The following is a 19,926-nucleotide window of genomic DNA, read 5'->3' as shown; positions in this document are numbered from 1 at the left end:
ATTGTTTAACTATTTTAAAGCTAACCGTTCACTGCGCCTGCTACAAGTTATCTTGTTTAGCGCGATTTTATCAGCATGTGCAACGACTAATTCACCAGAAGCCACGGATGCTGAAACTGCTCAGAATACTTATGCAGACCCAAGAGATCCACTCGAGCCGTTAAACCGTAAATTATGGACTTTTACTTGGGACTATACTGACAAATACATCACGCGACCTGTGTCTCTTTTCTACGGTAACGTAATGCCAGAGTTCCTTCGTGAAGGTTTATATAACGTAGCGACCAATTTAAATGGTCCTTCTACCATCATCAATCAGTTATTGTTGCTGCAATTTGATAATGCCGCCAAAAGTACCGGGCGATTTTTGCTTAACACCACCATAGGTTTAGCGGGCTTTTATGATCCTGCAAGTGATTTTGGTTGGGCTAAAAATGAGAAAGAATTTGGTGAAGTGCTAGGTAAGTATGGCGTTAGTGATGGCCCGTATTTTATCATCCCAGGTATTAAGCCTACCTCGGTAAGAGAAGAAGTCGGTGATTATGTTGATAAGTATTATTGGCCGTACACTTTATTAGGTTTTTGGCCGTCGTTTACACGTTGGGCGATTGAAGGTATGGAAACCCGCATTCAATTGGTTGAACAAGAAGAATTGCTTAATGAGGCGATTGACCCATACGAATTTGTTAAAAATGCTTACTTCCAAAATATGGAATATAAAGTTTGGGACGGTAATCCACCTCTTAAAGTCGATGAAGAAGAAGAAGCAGATTTTGATGCGTTTCTAGATGAATTTGACGATTATCAAGATGAGCTTGACGAGGCATCTGCTGAGCCCGAACCAGAGCCTGAACTTAAAGGTGAACAGCAAGCACCGCAAAGTGAACAAATTGATTAAAAATAGATTGCCTAAGAGTAAATAGACTAAGAGAAATTAGTTAATTTTTAAAACCATTCTATCAAGCCATTAAGCTAAAAATCACTTTGCTTAATGGCTTTTTCAATATATTTCTCTGCAAAAGATAAGCTAATAGGTTTCATAATAAAAAAGTATGCCAATAGCACGGCAACCACCGAAACAAAAAACCAACCACTTTCTAAATTCGCTAACAGTAAAAATGGTGGAATTAACATTAATAATTTGATCACATTAATCACAAACTTCTCTGGTGCCGTGAGCTTTTCCATTGCAAGGTTTACAATCGCTTGTCGTTGTTGAACCGAGTAGTTACGTAATTGTGGAATTTGATTGGTTGAAAAGTAAAGAGCCATAGGTTTTAGGTGTCTATTTTAGTGTTTGTGAGTTAGGTTGTAACCAAGTCATGGTATGGTGATGATTAGTTTACGCGATTAACAAGTATGTAATGTAAATCGTGAAAATAGGCTTTTTATCTTAACCTAATTCATATAGTTCTTAAATAATAATCACTAAGTTTCACCTCATCGCATAGTATCTTTTTCCTCGTTGCTTTAGACATTTCTTGGCAAATACCGTCGTTTTAACTAATAATTATTTTTGATAATAAACCAGAGTCTGTTGAGCTTTGATGTATATTTTTGCAGTAGTATATTGCGTGTTTATACAAGGCAGTGCCTATGCAGTTGTTCCACAAATAGGCGATACCCTAGTAGAAATACGCACAAAACGCTGTCATTAATATTTGAACAAAATTTATACCGCAAAGGGCAATATGCTCTAGTGTTTTCAATAACACGCGCTAATTTCACATCAGGTTGCATTTCATTGCGACAAATATGTACAAACGAGTACCTAACTTCCTTTGGATTTGTTAGAATGCGGCAATTTTTTTATGTAGGTGATTTATCCATGAATGTAATCGAAGCTAATTTCGAAGCATCAGGCAAAAAATTTGCAATTGTTGTTTCACGTTTTAATAGTTTTATTGTTGAAAGTTTACTTGAAGGTGCCGTTGACGCCCTTAAACGTCATGGCAATGTAGCTGATGACGATATTACCGTTATTCGCGTACCAGGTGCTTACGAGCTTCCTGTGGCAGCTAAGCGTATTGCGGCAAAAGGCGATTACGACGCTATTGTTGCAATTGGCGCTGTAATTCGTGGTGGTACACCTCATTTTGATTTTGTTGCTGGTGAATGTAACAAAGGTTTAGCACAAGTGGCTATGGATTACACAATGCCTGTAGCATTTGGCGTAATTACCACTGATACTATTGAACAAGCCATTGACCGTGCTGGTACTAAAGCAGGTAATAAAGGTGCAGAAGCAGCATTAAGCGCCTTAGAAATGGTTAACGTTCTAGATAAATTATAAGTCGGAGATCTAAGTGAAACCATCACCTAGAAGAAAAGCCCGTGAATTGGCAGTGCAAGCTGTTTATTCATGGCAGCTTAGTCAAAACTCGGTAAGTGACATTGAAACTAATTTTTTAGTAGATAACAGTGCTCGCCGTTTTGACATTGATTATTTTCAACTACTTTTTCGTGGCGTAACGTCGCATTTAAGCAAGTTAGACCAAGTGATTGTGCCTTTTGTCGATCGCCCAGTTGAAGAAATTGACCATGTTGAAAAGTCAATTTTACGTGTTGCGATTTACGAATTAAGTGACTGCCCTGATGTGCCTTATCGTGTAGTGATTAATGAAGCTATCGAATTAGCCAAATCATTTGCTGCTGACGATAGCCATAAATTTGTGAATGGCGTATTAGATAAAGCGGTGAAAGAACTTCGCCCAGAAGAGTAATTACTCTCCTTAGTTTAAATGACAAAACTATGAAAGAATTTGATCTGATCAAACACTATTTTGCCCAGCAAGGCCTTAACCGTAAAGATGTGGTTTTAGGTATTGGTGATGACTGTGCGTTAGTGCAAGCCGCTGAACGCCAACATATTGCCGTAACCACTGACACCTTAGTTGCCGGTGTGCACTTTCCTGTGGAAACCAGTGCGCATGCTATCGGTCACAAAGTTGTTGCGGTAAGCTTGTCTGATTTGGCAGCTGTTGGCGCCGAGCCCGCGTGGATATCGCTTGCGATAACGTTGCCAAGCATCGATGAAGCTTGGGCAAAGGAGTTTTGTCGTGGCGTATTTGAACTGTGTGAATTTTATAATGTTCAGCTTATTGGCGGTGATACCACTCAAGGACCAATGAGCGTTACAGTGACAGCACAAGGCATAGTACCTTTTGGTAAACATATTTCACGCACTGGTGCGAAAGCGGGTGACTGGTTATATGTGACGGGTGAAATTGGTGATGCGGCACTTGCCTTGCAACACGTGTTTGGCAATATCAAATTAGCTCAGCCATTTGTTGAAAATAGTTTGAAAAAGTTAAACTATCCTAAGCCTAGAGCGCTTGCAGGTCAGGCATTGCGTGAATATGCAACGTCAGCTATCGATATTTCCGATGGTTTACTGTCTGATCTTGAACATATTTGCCAAGGCTCAAAAGTTGGCGCCAATATCGTATTAGACGACTTACCTATCTCTACCGCTATGTTTGAAACCTTAGGGCAAGAAGCTGCGGTTGAAATGGCGTTAAACGGTGGTGACGACTATGAATTATTGTTTACGGTATCGCAAGACAATAAAGTCGGTATGGAAACAGCGCTCGCGAATGTAGGTGTAACGGTAACTTGTATTGGTCAGTTAAACCCTTCTGAAAAAATCACCACTACGTTAAATAGCAAACCTGTGCTTATTGATAAAAAAGGCTTTGAGCACTTTTCGGAAAATAATGTCTAAGCGTCAATCCACCGAAAATTTTAAATTAAGCGATCCGATCCACTTTCTTGCGTTAGGCTTTGGCAGTGGTTTGTCACCTAAAGCGCCGGGTACTTTTGGTACGCTTGCAGCCATTCCTGTGTTTTTACTGATGTCGGGCTTATCGTTAGAGGTATACGGCGCAGTTGTGGCAATAATGAGCTTGTTTGGCATCTATATTTGCGGCAAGGCAGCGACGGATGCTGGTGTTCATGATCACGGCGCAATTGTCTGGGATGAAATTGTGGGTTACCTGATCACCATGCTTATGTTGCCTGTTACTTGGCAAACTGTCGTGGTTGGTTTTATTCTATTTCGTATTTTCGATATTTTTAAGCCATGGCCAATTTCATTTATCGATAAACATTGTCATGGCGGCTTTGGCATCATGCTAGACGATATTATCGCGGGCTTTATGGCGCTTGGCTGCATGCATCTTATTTTCTAATTTTATTTGAACGTTTATACGTTATTGCGTGTGCTTAAATAAAGACGCTAATAAAAAACGGCAAGTCAGTAATGACTTGCCGTTTTTGTATTTACTTTATTGTCGCTATAAACGAGCGTGGTGAATTAGTGCAGTATTCTTGCTCTAATGGTACCGTCGATAGCTTTTAACGCTTTTAACGCATTTTCACTATGCTCAGTTTCAACATCAATAACTACGTAACCAATTTGGTCGTTGGTTTGTAAGTATTGCGCTGCGATATTGATATTATTGTCAGCAAACGCTTGGTTAATTTGCGTCAAAATACCGGCTTTGTTTTTGTGAATGTGCAATAAGCGGCTAGTACCTGCATGTCCTGGTAATGATACTTCAGGGAAGTTAACCGCTGAAAGCGTAGAACCATTGTCAGAATATTTAGCAAGCTTGCTTGCTACTTCTAAACCAATGTTTTCTTGTGCTTCTTTGGTACTGCCACCAATGTGTGGCGTTAAAATAACATTGTCTAAGCCACGCAGTGGAGAAACAAATTCTTCGTCGTTGCCTTTTGGTTCAACAGGAAATACGTCAATGGCTGCACCGCCAATTTTCTTTTCACGAATTGCTTCTGCTAGCGCGTCAATATCTACCACGGTACCGCGAGAGGCATTTATAAATATGGCGCCTTGCTTCATTACATCAAACTGAGCTGTGCCCATCATGTTTTGTGTTTGCAATGTTTCTGGTACGTGTAAACTTACTACGTCTGCTTCTTCAAGTAGCGCATTCAGAGTCGAGCTTTGGCTAGCGTTGCCTAAGGGTAATTTGGTTTCTATATCGTAAAAACGTACACGCATACCTAAGGTTTCAGCAATAATACCTAGCTGAGTACCAATATGGCCGTAACCAATAATACCTAAAGTTTTGCCACGCGCTTCAACAGAGCCAACAGCAGATTTGTTCCAAACACCACGATGCGCTTGTGCACTTTTTTGTGGAATGCCACGTAACAATAATAATGCTTCACCTAACACTAATTCAGCTACCGAGCGGGTATTTGAAAATGGTGCGTTAAAAACAGGAACACCGGCAATTTGTGCCGCTTTTAAATCAACCTGATTAGTACCAATACAAAAACAGCCAATTGCCACTAGCTTTTTAGCATGTTTGATCACGTTTTCATTTAATTGTGAGCGTGAGCGAATGCCAACAAAATGCACGTTGGCGATTTTTTCAATTAGCTCGTCTTCAGCAAGGGAAGTTTTAAGGTATTCAATACTGGTATACCCTTGAGCTTTTAACTCTTCAACGGCACTTTGGTGCACGCCTTCAAGTAATAATATTTTAATCTTCTCTTTTGCTAATGAATTAGTGCTCATGGTGCCTAATATTCCTGTTAAAATTTTATTTAGATGGCTAGATGCCTATAGTTTGACTATAAACTAACATATAGTGCTTAAACTCTAAAGTGTTTTTTATTAGCCTGAAATGACTTTTGCGCCTTCTGGGCTACCAATGATCAAGGTATTCGCACCGCGATGAGCAAACAAGCCATTAGTTACAACGCCTACAATGGCATTGATGTTAGTTTCCATGGTTAATGGATCAATAATATCTAAGTTATACACATCAAGAATGACGTTGCCGTTGTCGGTAATTACGCCTTCACGGTAAACCGGATCGCCGCCAAGTTTTACTAGCTCTCTAGCAACATAACTTCGCGCCATAGGAATAACTTCAACAGGTAATGGAAAACTGCCTAATACGTCCACTTGTTTTGAACTGTCTGCGATACAAATGAATTCTTTGGCAACTGCAGCAACAATTTTTTCGCGAGTAAGTGCCGCGCCACCGCCTTTGATCATATGCATGTGCTTAGTAATTTCGTCTGCGCCATCGATATAGACATCTAGTACGTCAACGCTATTTAAATCAAATACTTCAATGCCGTGGGCTTTTAGTCGCTTGCTTGACTCTTCAGAGCTTGAAACTGCGCCTTGTATTTTGTGTTTAATGCCTGCTAATGCTTCAATGAAATGGTTAACAGTCGAGCCGGTACCAACGCCAACTATTGAGTCGTCAGTTATATAGTCAAGCGCTTTAATTGCCGCCGCTTTTTTCATTTCATCTTGGGTCATGATTGTGCCTATAAAGTAATAAGAGGGTACTAAAAATATCTGGCTATTATAACAGCGATTACAGTTAGCTGTAATGACAGATGTGTGATTACAGCAAAAGTTTTAGCGTATTTTTGAAATGAATAATCGAAACTCTTTATCGAGTGTTATCCGGCGCCTCATAAAGAGCGTTATGCAAGGGCGTGGTATATCGTGCCATACCGTGCAATGGCAGAGTTTTAAAACAGAGTGATTTTTTGACTTGGCGTTATAATTTTAGGTAGCGGAATATCCCAATGTGCTGATGGTATTTGCTCAACTTGCTGGCAGTCATGTGCTAGCGCAATAGGGTAGGGCTTAATGTGAGTTACTTGCTCAGGTGTTTGTGTTAACTTTTGATGCCAGCTTGCAAGGGTTCTATCGTAAAAACCGCCTCCCATCCCCAGTCGAGCGCCTGTTTTATCAAAAGCCACTAAAGGCGTGAATATAATGTCGAGTTGTGAACTTAGGCACACTTTAGTTACGTTGAGTTTGGGTTCTTGAATATTAAAGCGATTTCTCACCATCGGTGTGTTTTCTTCATATCGTATAAACAATAAATTGCCGCTACTAAACGGGTGAATAACCGGTAAATAAACATGCTTGCCTTGTTGCCAACACCACTTAATGAATGTCTCGCAATTTAGCTCGCCATCGTTTGCCAAATAAATGGCAAGCGATTGCGCTTTTTTTACGAGAGCATCGTTTATAAGCTGCTCTAATAAGGCATCACTTGCTTGTTGTTGTTCAAGCAATGTAAGTGCTTGGCGTTTTGCACGAGTTTGCTTTCGTAAATGTTGGCGACTGTTCATATAGCGATGAAAGTTTATGTGTGTTAGTTACAATAGTTAAGATATTGTACTGATATTAAATATTAAGGCTAGGGGCTGTTGAACTTTCAGAATAGAATTTTATAGCACGCTAGAGCTGAAACTATAGTAAAAAATAAATGCCAAAAAGTAAAAAAGCCAAAGTTTAACAAACTTTGGCTTTTCATATTTTAGCTGTTAATGCTTAGAGCAAATTAAGAGCTATGTTTTTCCGAAATGGCTTCGTGGGTACCAGTAATGCCAATTTCTTCTTCTAGTTTTTCTTCGAAGTTAGTAGGGCTAGCATCTTCAGCGCCATGCATCCAATCAACTAACTTGTCTCTTAATAGGTATAAACAACCACCAGCAACAAATGCCATAATTGCTACGCCAGCAAATGTAGATAGAGGACCAGCTTCACCTACTAACTTACCAATTTGAGCGGCCGCCATGTTACCAACGCCAGAGAAGAAGAACCACATACCCATTAATAAGGAAGTGTATTTAAGCGGTGCAAGTTTAGTTACCATAGATAAACCAATTGGTGATAAACAAAGTTCACCCATAGTGTGGAATATATAAGCCATTACTAACCAAATTACGTGAGCGCGTGCACTTGAATCGTCACCAATTTGTAGCGCAGCACCAACCATGCTGATAAAACCTAAACCTAAGAACAGCATACCCAAACTAAATTTGACCGGCGAGTTTGGCTCTCGGTCGCCGAGTTTAAGCCAAATGGATGCAAATACAGGTGCGAGTACAATAATAAAGATTGGGTTAACGGTTTGTAGCCAACTCGCTGGCATTTCCCAGCCAAAGAAAACGAGGTCTGTTTTATGTTTAGCAAAAAGTGTCATTGAACCAGCAGCTTGTTCAAAACCTGCCCAGAAGACAACAGTGAAAAAACTCATGATCAAAATAACTTTAACGCGGTCGCGCTCTTCAGACGTTAACGGACGGTTAGCTAATTCATTTTCAGCAGTACCTTTTTGTTTTGCAGAAGGTACTTTACCAATATCGCCTAAGTATTTGTTACCCATAGAAAGTTGGAAAATTAAACTTAATGCCATACCAACACCAGCAGCAATAAAACCGTATTGATAGTTAATTTTCTCACCAATAGAGCCTACAACTAAGTAACCTAAAATTGAACCTAAGTTAATACCCATGTAGAAAATAGTAAATGCAGCATCACGACGTTTGTCGCCATCTTCATATAAGTCGCCAACCATAGTTGAAATGTTTGGCTTGAAGAAACCGTTACCAATAATTAGCAAAGTTAAACCAATTAATAAGAAGGCTTTTTCCATACCGGCGATATATTCATGGGGTGTACCTAGCGCAAACTGGCCAAGCATCATAAAGACACCACCAACAATTATCGATTTACGTTGGCCCCAGACGTTATCGGCCATCCAACCACCTAATACCGGTGTGATGTAAACAATCATTGCATACCAACCTAAGTAGCTTAGCGCGTTAGATTGCAGTTCTAGTTCGGTCATGTGGCCCCAGCCCATAACACCGGCGGTTGCAGCTGTTGTTAAATATAAAACAAAAATGCCGCGCATACCGTAGTAGCTCATGCGTTCCCACATTTCTGTGCCAAATAAAAGGAACAAACCTTTCGGGTGGCCTAAGAGGTTACCTGGAGTAGGTCGTGTCATAAAATCTATCCTGTATTCGAGTTACTTATAATGATTAACTTGTTGATTAAAAAATTATTATTATCAATTAAACGTTTGTAATTTGAGTTATTAGATATTCAAATGCGTTATAGTCAGCGGCAAGTTATACCTGTGCTTTACGTCAAAGGCAAGTTTTCGGGATAAAGTGACTGTAAGTTAAGTTGAAATGTTTCTTTACAATGTAAAAAGGCGTTATGTTAAGTAATGAAGTGTAATGTCAGTAAAAGGAGTTGTAGAGCTTTGACGCTTCTTGATAGAATAACCCGCGTTTTTCTCTTGTTGGCGGTATAAATAGCCAAGGATCAAAACAAGTAAAGTAAATTCATCTTGGTTATTTGTCTAATTATTACCAAGTAAGTATGAATTTGTCGGTATTAATTCATAGTAATAGTTTGATTCATTGATGAAACTATCAGCTATTTTCTTGGAAAATTAGGTTTAAATGAAAAATCTTCTTAAATTGTTCGTCTTAATTGGAGTCTTTATTTCAATTAGCTCATCGGCTGCCGGTATTTCCGCTGCGCAAATCAAACAGTTTCAAAGTATGCCTAGAGCACAACAGGAAGCCTTAGCCCGTACAATGGGTGTTGATATTAAAGATATTGAAGGGCAACTGTCGGGCATGAGTGGTAGTTCAAGCACTGAAGCACCGGCTACAACACCTGTTTACCCGCGAGGTACCGTTTTTGATGAAAGCGGCAGTGCGAGTGTCGATGCAACTTCGCAGTCTGGCGAAGATGAATTTTACGAAGATGAAGACCAAGAATTACAACCATTTGGTTACGATATTTTTGCTAACGAACCGTCAACTTTTCAGCCTATTCATGCCATTGCCATTCCTGAAGGTTACATCATCGGCCCAGGCGACGTGGTATCTATCGAATTATATGGTAAAGAAAGCGACAGCTTTGAATTAACGGTTTCTCGCGAAGGGAAAATTGTTATTCCTGAGCTTGGCCCTTATAAAGTCGCTGGTTTGTCGTTTGATGAAATGAAACGTTTTTTGGTTAAACGCATCGAAGAGCGCATGTTAGGTGTTGACGCTATTGTTAGCGTTGCCGAAATGCGTTCAATGCGAATTTTTATTCTAGGTGATGCCTACAAGCCGGGTCCTTATACATTAACGTCGCTTTCAAGCGTCACTCATGCCATTTTTGCCGCGGGCGGCATTAACGATGTTGGCTCTCTTCGAAATATTCAATTAAAACGTGCCGGTAAATTAGTGACCACGTTAGATTTATATGACTTGCTGATCCACGGTGACTCGTCTAACGATGTGTTATTGCAATCAGGCGATGTAGTATTTGTTGCGCCTGTAGGTGCTCGTGTATCGGTTGACGGCGAAGTAAAAAGACCAGCAATTTATGAGCTTGCCCAAGGCGAAACCTTTGAAGATGCAATAAATATGGCGGGTGGCGTTTTACCTTCAGCCTATTTACAGTCAACTCGAGTAGAGCGTTTTAGTGTTAATAACTATCGCGCTGTGTTAGATGTTGATTTAACTAACCAAGACGAACTGCAGCAAAAAGCACAAGCCGGTGATTATATTCGCGTTAAAAAATCAACCGATTTATTTGAACAATCAGTAACGGTTGTCGGTGCGGCAACCTTGCCGGGTAAATATCAATGGCGAGCAGGAAAAACTGTCGCTGATTTATTCCCTAATATCGATTCGCACTTGTTAAAACATGCTGACTTAAATTACAGCTTAGTCGTGCGTGAGACTGATAAATCACGAAATATTGAAGTATTGCAGTTTAGCCTAGAGCGCGCTATCACGAATGTTAATGGCCCTGACAATATTGAGCTAAGCCCAAATGACAAAGTAGTGATTTTTTCATTGGCAACGACCTTAAGTGAAGAGAAGATCACATTAGACTCATTAGCTTATACGCAAGAAGAGCTGTTTAGGCTGGAACGTAAAATTGCCAAAGAAAAGCATAAAGCGAAGCAGTTTTGGAAAAAATATGGCGAAAACTTAGCGCAATACGATGTGAATGATGAAAATGCCGAACGCCGTGAGATGATCAACAATACCATCGCACAAATGTCAGGTGGGGAAGTTGAAGAAGTGGTTAATGTGCGCGAACTGGCGCTGTTTTCTCGTCAACGCTTATTGATCCCTATTTTGAAAAAACTGCGCGAACAAGGCAATAACGGCGAGCCGATTCAATTGGTGGAAATAGACGGCGAAGTTAAATTTCCGGGTATTTACCCATTAACAAAAAATGCGCGCGTGCAAGATTTAGTAGTTGCCGCAGGTGGCATAAAAGAGTCGGCATTTTTATCACGCGCGGAAATTACGCGTAATCAAATTGAAGGTATTGAAGCGAGAAAAACATCAAAAAATATTCAGTTAGCCAGCGCCTTAAAAGGTTATGCTGACGATAATATTTTGCTTGAAAGTAAAGATCGCTTAAATGTCCATAAAATACCATCTTGGAGTGAAAACCATGTGGTTGAACTTAGAGGTGAATTTGTTTTTCCTGGCAAGTACACCATTCGCCGTGGTGAAACCTTAGCCGATATTATCAAAAAAGCCGGTGGTTTAACTGACTATGCGTTTGCCGAAGGTTCGGTATTTTCACGCCAAAAATTGAAAGAATTAGAGCAAGAAAACCTACTTAAACTGACTAAAGATTTACGATTAGACATTGCCTCTAAATCGTTAACTGATAACCGTAGCTCTGCTTCTTATGCTGATTTACAAAAGCTATTAACCGACGTTACGCAGTTACAGCCGATTGGTCGTTTAGTTTTAGATTTACCTAAGGTGATTGACGATAATGACTATGATGTATTACTTGAAAACGGCGATGTGTTATATGTACCCGTGAAAAGTAATGCGATTAATGTGATGGGGCAAGTACAAGTGAGCTCGTCGCACATCTTTAATAAGTCGATGGATGTCTATGATTACATTAATCAAAGTGGTGGTATTCGCAAACGCGCTGACGATGAACGTATTTATGTAATTGCAGCTAATGGCGGTATTAAGCTGGTAGATAATTCAAGTTGGTTTACTAGCGATGCAACAAGTACTTTACAACCAGGGGATACCGTTGTGGTGCCATTAGACTCTGAATACATGAGTAGCATTACATTATGGGCTGAATCGAGCCAGATTGTTTATCAAATAGCGGTAGCGTTTGCGGCAATTAGTGGTATTTAACTAAGGCTGTTTATATTTAACACGTTATTTGAATCAAGGGCTGATATTAATCAGCCCTTTTTTGTATGTGATTTTGATGTTTTATTATTGATTTACATTCAAAATGTGAAATTTATTGTTGAACAGGCCAAATTATCTATTTATCAACTAGTTTGGTGTGCTAAAGTATGGCGCTAACAAATAGGTTACAAAAAACACGTAATTTCATTTAAGTTTTATAAAAAGCGCGTATAAGTGTCATATCTATTTGTTATATAATAAAAATAGTAAAGTGTTTCACTGTAAATCAAGGATTGTGTCGACATATGTTTAATCTTTTTAAAGCGCTATCATTCGCTTTTTTCTTCTGTTCATTTTCTTTTTCTCTTTATGCAACCAATATAACGCAACAACAAATTGATCAATTTACGAACTTACCGCCTGCGCAGCAAGCTGCATTGGCGCGTAGCATGGGTGTTGATTTAAATGATATCAAAAGCCAGATAAATGGCGCGAGCAGTCAAGCTAATGTTGAAGTAACACCGACAGAGCCAAGAGAAGTAGAGCTTGCTGCTGACAACGAGCTTACTTCTAAGGTAGAGCAAAGCGATGGCGAAGATTCAGAGCAGCTTCAGCCTTTTGGTTACGATGTTTTTGCTAATAATCCACAAACGTTTGCTCCTACTACTGATGTTGCAATTCCGCTTGGGTATATTGTCGGCCCTGGCGATGTGGTCTCTATTCAAATGTTTGGTAAAGAGAATTTATCAGCTGAAATTCCAATTAGTCGAGAAGGGCAGTTAGTACTACCTAATTTAGGACCTTTTTCTGTATCAGGCTTATCTTTTGTTGAAATGAAGCAACTGCTTAAATCAAAAATCAAAGAAAAAGTAATTGGCGTAAATGTTGTGGTTGGGTTGTCTACCTTACGTACCATGCGCGTATTTGTATTAGGCGATGCTTACAAACCAGGACCGTATCATTTAAGTTCATTATCTAGCATTAGCCATGCATTATTTGCCGCTGGTGGTATTCGCACTATTGGCTCATTAAGAAATATTCAGCTTAAACGCGCAGGAAAACTGATTAAGCAGCTCGATTTGTATGAATTGCTAATCAATGGTGATTCAAGCAACGATATTATGTTGCAGTCAGGTGATGTGGTATTTATTCCTTCTGTTGGCAAGCGTGTTAGCGTTAGTGGTGAAGTGCGTCGCCCTGCAATTTATGAACTTAATCAATCAGACACTTTTGCCAAGGTTATTGCTATGGCGGGCGGCCTGTTACCATCAGCTTATAGTCCTTCTATTGTCGTTGAACGATACCAAGCAAATAGTTCACGCCAAGTGATTAATCTAGACGCCAATAACGCAAAAGCGCTTAACGCTTCGGCGCAGGCGGGCGATGTTATTAAAGTTGCTGCTAGCTCTGCCATGTTTGCACAATCGATAGAATTATCGGGTGCAGTGTTAAGAGCCGGCAATTTTCAATGGCAACAAGGCATGAAAATTAGCGATGTTATTCCAAGTATCGATAGCCACCTAGAAGAAAACGCTGACTTGTCTTATGGCTTAGTGGTAAGAGAAGTCAACATAGCAAAAGAAATTGAGGTATTACAATTTAGTCTAGTTAATGCTATTTCTCAGCCCGATGGTATAGACAATATAACTTTAGAAGCAAATGATAAAGTGGTGATTTTTGGTGATGATCAAGAATCACGAGATGAATTGCTCGCGCCTGTTATTGAAAAACTAAAACACCAAGGGCGCTCAGGGAAACCATTACAGCTTGCTGAAATTACAGGTGAAGTAAAATACCCAGGTACGTATCCGCTAGCGAAAAATAATAAAGTGTCAGATCAAATTACTGCAGCAGGTGGTTTAAGTGAGTCAGCTTACTTAGCGCGAGCGGATATTACCCGTGATAGTGTTGATGCAAAACAAGCATCGAAACAGTGGTTGACGATTGATTTGGGTAATGCATTGGCAGCAGATGCGAAGCCAAGCACCGATAACCTAACCTTGCAAAGCAAAGATCGCATCAACATTTATAAAATTCCTAAATGGAGTGAAAACCGCGTAGTTGAACTTAAGGGTGAATTTGTTTTTCCTGGTCATTACACTATTAGACGTGGCGAGAACTTAAGCGATTTAATTGAGCGTGCTGGTGGCTTTACTGACTTTGCTCACCTTGAGGGTTCAGTGTTCACTCGTGTTAAATTACAAGAGCTTGAAAAGAAAAACTTAGTTAAGCTTTCTGAAGACTTACGCATAGAAATAGCTTCTAAATCATTATCTAATGAAGGCAATAACCAGACATTTGATGAAATGCAAAAAATGCTCGACCAAATTAACAAGCTCGAACCTGTTGGGCGTTTGGTAATTGATTTACCCAAAGCCTTAGCAAGTAATAGCTATAATATTGCGTTAGAAGATGGCGACGTGCTTCATGTACCAACTTTGAATAACTCGGTGAATGTGATTGGCCAAGTACAAGTAGCCTCATCACACATGTTTGACGAAGGTTTAACAGCCGAAGATTACTTAAAACAAAGTGGCGGTAGTAAAAAGCGCGCAGATGAAGAGCGTATTTATATTATTTCAGCTAATGGTAGTATCAAAATGTTAGAAAGTAATTGGTATGCAGTAACACAGCACAGCAATATGCAACCAGGCGATACGGTTGTTGTACCGCTTGACGCTGAATACATGAGCGATTTATCACTTTGGACCAGCGCGACAACAATATTATATAACACCGCTGTCGCCATTGCCGCCATCAGTGGCATTTAATTTAATCGTTAAAAAGCAACGTTTATTGAACTTTTCGAACGGATTGGGCTGAATGCATAGGGGTCGGTGACAGTGAATGCATAGGGGGCGGTGACAGAGACAAAATAGTTTGGCACTAATAGCAGAACCTATCTCAAAAATAATAAGCTGTCACCGACCCCTAAAGTTTATACGACTAAACTCATCAGCTAACAGTTCGCCCAGAGCAAGCCAACCTTGAGCTCGCCAAAAGGTCGAAGGAAGCGCGAAGTCGTCGAAAATTCAAATATCCGTTCGTCCTGAGTAAGCCAGCCTTGAGCTCGACGAAAGGTCGAAGGAAGTCTGTCGAAGGAAGCTATCAAGTTCGCGCTTCAAAGAAAACCAATTAATTTCAGATACTTCGACAAGCTCATCATGAACGCATGTTAGTATGAATAAATCGACCACCAAACCGTTCGTCCTGTCCGTCCTGAGTCTGTCGAAGGGAGCCTGTCGAAGGGAGGCTGTCAAGGGGAGAAAGTTGCAGAAAGCACTAACTCAAAAAATTAAAATAAATGTACAAAAAAATTAGACAGCTAAAAATTCTCTGCTATATTTTTTTAAATCACAGGACGTGACTCAAATATAAGGAATTATTATGCTTAAAACTACTCCCTCCTCAATCATCATACTTGCCACTCTATTTATATTTATTCTGTTAAACAGCAGTAAAATAAACGCGACTCCAATCACCAATGTCTTTATTAACGAAATTCATTATGACAACACTGGCAGCGATCAACATGAGTTTGTTGAACTAGTGGGGGAAGCCGGTATTAACTTACTCAATTGGTCACTTTATTTTTACAATGGCTCAAACGGTGAAGTGTATAAAACGTTCACATTTGATCACTGGCTGCTTTTCGACGAAAACAATGGCTTTGGTGTTGCCACAGCAGAAGTTTCAGGCATTCAAAACGGTTCGCCAGATGGCATAGCATTGGCAGATAGCGACAACAAGCTAATTCAATTTCTATCATATGAAGGTACTTTTACTGCAACAACAGGTATCGCGGCTGGTTTATCTAGTGTAGATATCGGTGTAAGCGAGCTGACAAATACGCCTGTGGGATTTTCATTACAACTTAGTGGATCAGGTAATTCATATAACGACTTTACTTGGAGCGAAGCCTCATTAAACACTTTTGGTGATATAAACAATCACCAAAACTTTATAAGCACACCAATAGAAACAATCACAGTTAACGAGCCATCAAGCATTTTCATCTTAATAATCGCATTACTTTTTCTCTGCATACGAAATTCTTATAAACAGACATTTTTGATATCCAATTTATCCACTTGAATTCTCGAAATATTATATGCTTCATCCGTTCGCCCTGAGTAAGCCTGCCTTGAGCTCGTCGAAAGGTCGAAGGATCCGTCCTGAGCCTGTCGAAGGAAGCTGGCATAATTCGAAGAAAGTTAGGAACTCATACAAACCACTTTAACAAGGAAGAAAAGTGTTTTACGTTTACATATTAAAGTGTAATGACGGAAGTTATTATACTGGCCAAACTGAAAATATTGATCAAAGATTGCATCAACACCATATGAGACAAACACCTCATTGCTATACCGCCAAACGCTTGCCAGTAAAACTGGTTTATCAGCAAACTTTTTACCAAAGAGAAGAAGCGCTGATTGTTGAAAGGCAAATTAAAGGTTGGAGCCGTAAAAAGAAGCAAGCGTTAATAAACAATGATTGGACTGAAATATCTAAATTAGCCCGTTCATTTACTAACATTCATATATTAAATCGTAAAACTCCCCGTTCGCCCTGAGCGCGTAGCATTCGAAGGGAGCTTATGAATTAGTAATGCTTAGGTTAACTCATTCACCAAACCGTTCGCCCTGAGCGCGCAGCAGTCGAAGGGAGATTAGTGAAAATTGCAAAAGGGCGAGGTGAAAAAGGCGCCGTTCTTGGAGTTTTGAAGAACACTGAAGCCCCTCAAGTAATCAGTGATAAGAAATCATTAAGTGGTCTATTGAAGAATACTTTTCGTTTTAAAGGAAAACCAGAAATACGTACAACAAACGTATGTTGAGTTTCATGGGCGAAGTCACTATACTGTACGTATGTTAAACGTATAAGGGGTTTGATATGGTAGCCTTAACACTGAAAAAAGATGCGCGATTAGATTTAAAAACAACTATGCAAAATAAAGAATTGCTTGCACAAGCTGCAATGTTGCGCGGTGTTGATTTGACTACATTTATTATGATGCCGGCTTTAAAAGCGGCAAGAGAAGTTGTGGCGCTGAATGAAAAAGCACAACTTGATAAACAAGAGCAACATGCATTATTTGCAGCGTTATCTAAACCGGCTAAGCCTACTGATGCTCTGAAAGAACTACTATCAGCGGGTACGTTTAGTGAGCGATAATCAATTTGTAATTGAAAATTTTGAGCCAAAAAAATCATATCATCAGCAAAAGAAGTTTGATTGTGGCAACAAAATTATAAATAAGTTTGTTCATTCTTCATTAAAAAAGCAGGTAAATCAGAATTTCTCACAAGCCTATGTATTGCTTGACGCACACGAGAATGATCGGTTTTCTGCTTTTTATACATTAACTTCATTTAAACTTCAGGTTGATGAATTAGAAAAGTTATCTAAAGGTAGTTTACCCAGAGATATTCCATGTGTTCGCTTGGTCATGCTTGGTGTTGACTTGTCACTTCAAGGGCAAGGAATCGGAAAAAAAATGATGTCAGATGCATTACATCGAGTGCATAGAGCATCAAAAGAAATTGATATATATGGCTTATATCTAGATGCCGCTCCCAACGCTACGGATTTCTATTTGAGTTTAGGATTTACACGCTTAGATAATGACGGAAATGATAAAATTGCTAAAATGTTTTTAAGCATTGATACAATAAATCAAGTATTGGGTTAATAATAACACTTTTGTTGACCTATATTTAGTAGCTGCAATTATGGATGTTTTAGAGTATTAAAGATAGAAGTGCATTGATATGCAAATATGAGCGATAGGCAAAAAGGCTCGGTAATACATAAATGATTAATTCCACATACTTTCTGCGCCTGGTTTCAAAAATGTGTGAATCATTTCGCATACTTCGATATGCTAAACATGAACGGAAATTATTAAGTATAAACTCACCACCAAACCGTTCGCCTTTTAAGCAAGATTCTCTATAGTTAAAATTAAAACCAAACCGTTCGCCTGTTGAGTAAGATTCTTTATGCTTAAAATCACCACCAACCGTTCGCCCTGAGCCTGTCGAAGGGAGTCTTTTTAAAGCGTATAAAACCGCCGTGAATTAAAAAACATCTGTTCACCATGAGTAAGCCTGCCTTAAGCTCGTTAAAAAATTGAAAGAAGCATGAAGCAGTCGGACATTAAAAAAACACCCGTTCGTCCTGAGCGCGAAGCAGTCGAAGGGGGTTTTTAAAGGAAACTCACCACAATAAAAAGTAGCCCAAACATAAAAACTACAAGCATTTCATTTCGCTAAATTGAAATAATGTTTATCGAAAATATAACCCCCCTAAGAAAAACACGCTTTCGAAATTACCTTGAAAGCATTATGTTATGTTAATATTTCCGATAGATTAACTAGCGAGTTGGCAACTGATGCATACTCAAGAAAAAATGATGAAACGTATCATAGAACTTGCAACTAATAATACCGATATTGAAGTAATGTGGTTGTATGGTTCACGAGCTAGAAATACGCACAATGAAGAAAGTGACTATGACTTGGCTATCGCTTTTAAAGAATATATAAGTGACCCAGTTGAAAGGCGGTTACGGCCTGAATTATTAGCAATACAATGGCAAAAACAACTTAACTTGGATTTATCTATCATTGACATTAACCAAATACCACTGCCTTTAGCGTATTCAGTGGTTCAAGATAATACGGTGGTATTTTCTTGTAACGATTATCGCTTAATGACAGAAGAACAAAAGATCATGTCAAAATGGGAAATTGACCATCAATACCACAGGAAACACTATGCTTGATAGTTATGTAGATGCAATACAGCAACATGTGAATGAAAGCATAGAAGATCTTGAGTTGCTCAATGAACTTTTAAAAGATAGAAATTGGACTCGTGTTGAGCGTAAAGGCGCAGAACGATTAATTCAAACATTAGTTGAAGCGTGTATTGGTGTTTCAAAACACTGGCTAAAAAAACAAAAAAAAGTATTACCAAGTGATGCATATTCAGTGTTTGAAAAACTGATGGAACTTGGCTTAATTTCTCATAAAGACGCTGGCGAATGGCAACGAATTATTGGCATGAGAAACGCGATAGTTCATGATTACTTAAATTTGGATGAAAAATTGATCAGAGCAATAGTTGAAAATAAAATGTATCTAAAACTACAAACCTTTGCATTAGACATAAGCAACCAATTACGCCTATAACTTCATCACATAACTACTCTTTAGTGCTAGTGTTATCAATTTTGTGACAAAAGCACTTTGAGTTACAAGTATTTCATCATTCCGTTCGCCCTGAGCCTGTCGAAGGGGCCGTCCTGAGCCTGCCGAAGGAAGCGCGAAGCAGTCAACATAAAAAAATACCCGTTCGCCCTGTCTGTCCTGAGCTTGCCGAAGGAAGCCTGTCGAAGGGAGTTTTTCTAAAGCGAACAAAACCGCCGTGAATTAAAAAACATCTATTCACTATGAGTAAGCCTGCCTTAAACTCGTGAAAAGATCGAAAGAAGCATGAAGCAATCGACATAAAAAAATACCCGTTCGCCTGTTAAGTAAGATTCTCACCACCAACCGTTCGCCCTGTCTGTCCTGAGCTTGCCGAAGGAAGCTTGTCGAAGGGAGTTTTTCTGAAGCGCACAAAACCGTCGTGAATTTGAAAACATCCACACTCCCTGAATAGGGCAGTCTTGAGCTCGTCGAAAAGCCGAAGGAAGCGCGCAGCAGTCGAAGGGAGCTCACTTAAATCAAATAAACAGTGACACCCAAAAACTCGCAGCCTAAATTCCAATCACAATGTTCAAACTTAAAACAAGCACATAACAAAAGGCATTAAATCATATAAATATAACGGCATTATTTACAAATAACTTACCTCAATATGCCATTTTCCACTGTTAATCGATAAATAAAAAATGCATAATACGTCAGCTTTCGTCGAACAAAA

19 protein-coding genes are annotated in these 19,926 nt (G+C 39.4%); 14 read left to right on the top strand and 5 right to left on the bottom strand.

Going from position 1 to position 19,926, the window contains the following annotated elements; genetic code table 11:
- The first annotated feature begins 1 nt into the window (after window position 1).
- Window positions 2-898, top strand: coding sequence for an MlaA family lipoprotein (locus ACRRSQ_RS09915; protein WP_440875577.1), 897 nt, complete (start codon window positions 2-4; stop codon window positions 896-898).
- A 74-nt stretch (window positions 899-972) separates the two neighbouring features.
- On the opposite strand, the gene ACRRSQ_RS09910 is transcribed toward ACRRSQ_RS09915, so the two are convergent.
- Window positions 973-1,272 carry a DUF6170 family protein gene (locus ACRRSQ_RS09910; RefSeq protein ID WP_440875576.1) on the bottom strand — a complete coding sequence of 100 codons (300 nt, stop codon included), beginning with the start codon at window positions 1,270-1,272 and terminating at the stop codon, window positions 973-975.
- Window positions 1,273-1,828: 556 nt separating this feature from the next.
- Here ACRRSQ_RS09910 and ribH point away from each other — a divergent pair.
- The 4 genes from ribH to ACRRSQ_RS09890 are packed head-to-tail and all read left to right on the top strand — an operon-like array spanning window position 1,829 to window position 4,190.
- Complete coding sequence (gene ribH / locus ACRRSQ_RS09905; protein ID WP_440875575.1) at window positions 1,829-2,293, top strand: 6,7-dimethyl-8-ribityllumazine synthase; 465 nt, start codon at window positions 1,829-1,831, stop codon at window positions 2,291-2,293.
- Between the two features lie 13 nt (window positions 2,294-2,306).
- A complete protein-coding gene (gene nusB, locus ACRRSQ_RS09900; protein ID WP_440875574.1) occupies window positions 2,307-2,723 on the top strand; it encodes a transcription antitermination factor NusB in 417 nt (138 codons plus the stop codon).
- 29 nt (window positions 2,724-2,752) lie between these two features.
- Window positions 2,753-3,724: a thiamine-phosphate kinase gene (thiL, locus tag ACRRSQ_RS09895; protein WP_440875573.1), complete on the top strand. Its 972-nt coding sequence runs from the start codon at window positions 2,753-2,755 to the stop codon at window positions 3,722-3,724.
- Window positions 3,717-4,190, top strand: a complete 474-nt coding sequence (locus tag ACRRSQ_RS09890; RefSeq protein ID WP_440875572.1) for a phosphatidylglycerophosphatase A family protein — start codon at window positions 3,717-3,719, stop codon at window positions 4,188-4,190. Before thiL ends, ACRRSQ_RS09890 begins: the two co-directional genes overlap by 8 nt.
- A gap of 125 nt (window positions 4,191-4,315) precedes the next feature.
- Here ACRRSQ_RS09890 and serA read toward each other — a convergent pair whose 3' ends face one another.
- From serA to ACRRSQ_RS09870, 4 genes are all read right to left on the bottom strand, one after another.
- Window positions 4,316-5,545, bottom strand: a complete 1,230-nt coding sequence (gene serA / locus ACRRSQ_RS09885; RefSeq protein ID WP_440875571.1) for a phosphoglycerate dehydrogenase — start codon at window positions 5,543-5,545, stop codon at window positions 4,316-4,318.
- A 99-nt stretch (window positions 5,546-5,644) separates the two neighbouring features.
- Window positions 5,645-6,304 carry a ribose-5-phosphate isomerase RpiA gene (gene rpiA, locus ACRRSQ_RS09880; RefSeq protein WP_440875570.1) on the bottom strand — a complete coding sequence of 220 codons (660 nt, stop codon included), beginning with the start codon at window positions 6,302-6,304 and terminating at the stop codon, window positions 5,645-5,647.
- 218 nt (window positions 6,305-6,522) lie between these two features.
- Complete coding sequence (locus tag ACRRSQ_RS09875; protein ID WP_440875569.1) at window positions 6,523-7,134, bottom strand: 5-formyltetrahydrofolate cyclo-ligase; 612 nt, start codon at window positions 7,132-7,134, stop codon at window positions 6,523-6,525.
- Window positions 7,135-7,346: 212 nt separating this feature from the next.
- Window positions 7,347-8,801, bottom strand: a complete 1,455-nt coding sequence (locus ACRRSQ_RS09870) for a peptide MFS transporter (RefSeq protein ID WP_440875568.1) — start codon at window positions 8,799-8,801, stop codon at window positions 7,347-7,349.
- Between the two features lie 463 nt (window positions 8,802-9,264).
- Here ACRRSQ_RS09870 and ACRRSQ_RS09865 point away from each other — a divergent pair, with 463 nt between their 5' ends.
- The 9 genes from ACRRSQ_RS09865 (at window position 9,265) to hepT (ending at window position 19,190) form a co-directional block, all read left to right on the top strand.
- Window positions 9,265-11,994, top strand: a complete 2,730-nt coding sequence (locus tag ACRRSQ_RS09865; protein WP_440875567.1) for an SLBB domain-containing protein — start codon at window positions 9,265-9,267, stop codon at window positions 11,992-11,994.
- Window positions 11,995-12,299: 305 nt separating this feature from the next.
- Window positions 12,300-14,765, top strand: a complete 2,466-nt coding sequence (locus tag ACRRSQ_RS09860) for an SLBB domain-containing protein (protein ID WP_440875566.1) — start codon at window positions 12,300-12,302, stop codon at window positions 14,763-14,765.
- Window positions 14,766-15,381: 616 nt separating this feature from the next.
- Window positions 15,382-16,089, top strand: a complete 708-nt coding sequence (locus ACRRSQ_RS09855) for a hypothetical protein (RefSeq protein WP_440875565.1) — start codon at window positions 15,382-15,384, stop codon at window positions 16,087-16,089.
- Between the two features lie 157 nt (window positions 16,090-16,246).
- A complete protein-coding gene (locus ACRRSQ_RS09850) occupies window positions 16,247-16,567 on the top strand; it encodes a GIY-YIG nuclease family protein (RefSeq protein WP_440875564.1) in 321 nt (106 codons plus the stop codon).
- 99 nt (window positions 16,568-16,666) lie between these two features.
- Window positions 16,667-16,831 carry a hypothetical protein gene (locus tag ACRRSQ_RS09845; protein WP_440875563.1) on the top strand — a complete coding sequence of 55 codons (165 nt, stop codon included), beginning with the start codon at window positions 16,667-16,669 and terminating at the stop codon, window positions 16,829-16,831.
- A gap of 56 nt (window positions 16,832-16,887) precedes the next feature.
- Window positions 16,888-17,169 carry a DUF1778 domain-containing protein gene (locus ACRRSQ_RS09840; protein WP_440875562.1) on the top strand — a complete coding sequence of 94 codons (282 nt, stop codon included), beginning with the start codon at window positions 16,888-16,890 and terminating at the stop codon, window positions 17,167-17,169.
- The gene (locus tag ACRRSQ_RS09835) at window positions 17,159-17,686 is read left to right on the top strand and encodes a GNAT family N-acetyltransferase (RefSeq protein ID WP_440875561.1); all 528 of its coding nucleotides are present in this window, start codon (window positions 17,159-17,161) and stop codon (window positions 17,684-17,686) included. Before ACRRSQ_RS09840 ends, ACRRSQ_RS09835 begins: the two co-directional genes overlap by 11 nt.
- 702 nt (window positions 17,687-18,388) lie before the next feature.
- A complete protein-coding gene (gene mntA, locus ACRRSQ_RS09830) occupies window positions 18,389-18,781 on the top strand; it encodes a type VII toxin-antitoxin system MntA family adenylyltransferase antitoxin (RefSeq protein WP_440875560.1) in 393 nt (130 codons plus the stop codon).
- Window positions 18,774-19,190 (top strand): type VII toxin-antitoxin system HepT family RNase toxin, encoded by a 417-nt coding sequence (gene hepT / locus ACRRSQ_RS09825; RefSeq protein ID WP_440875559.1) that lies wholly within the window; start codon window positions 18,774-18,776, stop codon window positions 19,188-19,190. Before mntA ends, hepT begins: the two co-directional genes overlap by 8 nt.
- Window positions 19,191-19,926: the final 736 nt, after the last annotated feature.

The sequence above is a fragment of the Thalassotalea sp. PLHSN55 genome (assembly GCF_052030545.1).
GTDB lineage: Bacteria > Pseudomonadota > Gammaproteobacteria > Enterobacterales > Alteromonadaceae > CANMXU01.
This window is presented reverse-complemented; position numbering and strand designations above follow the sequence as displayed.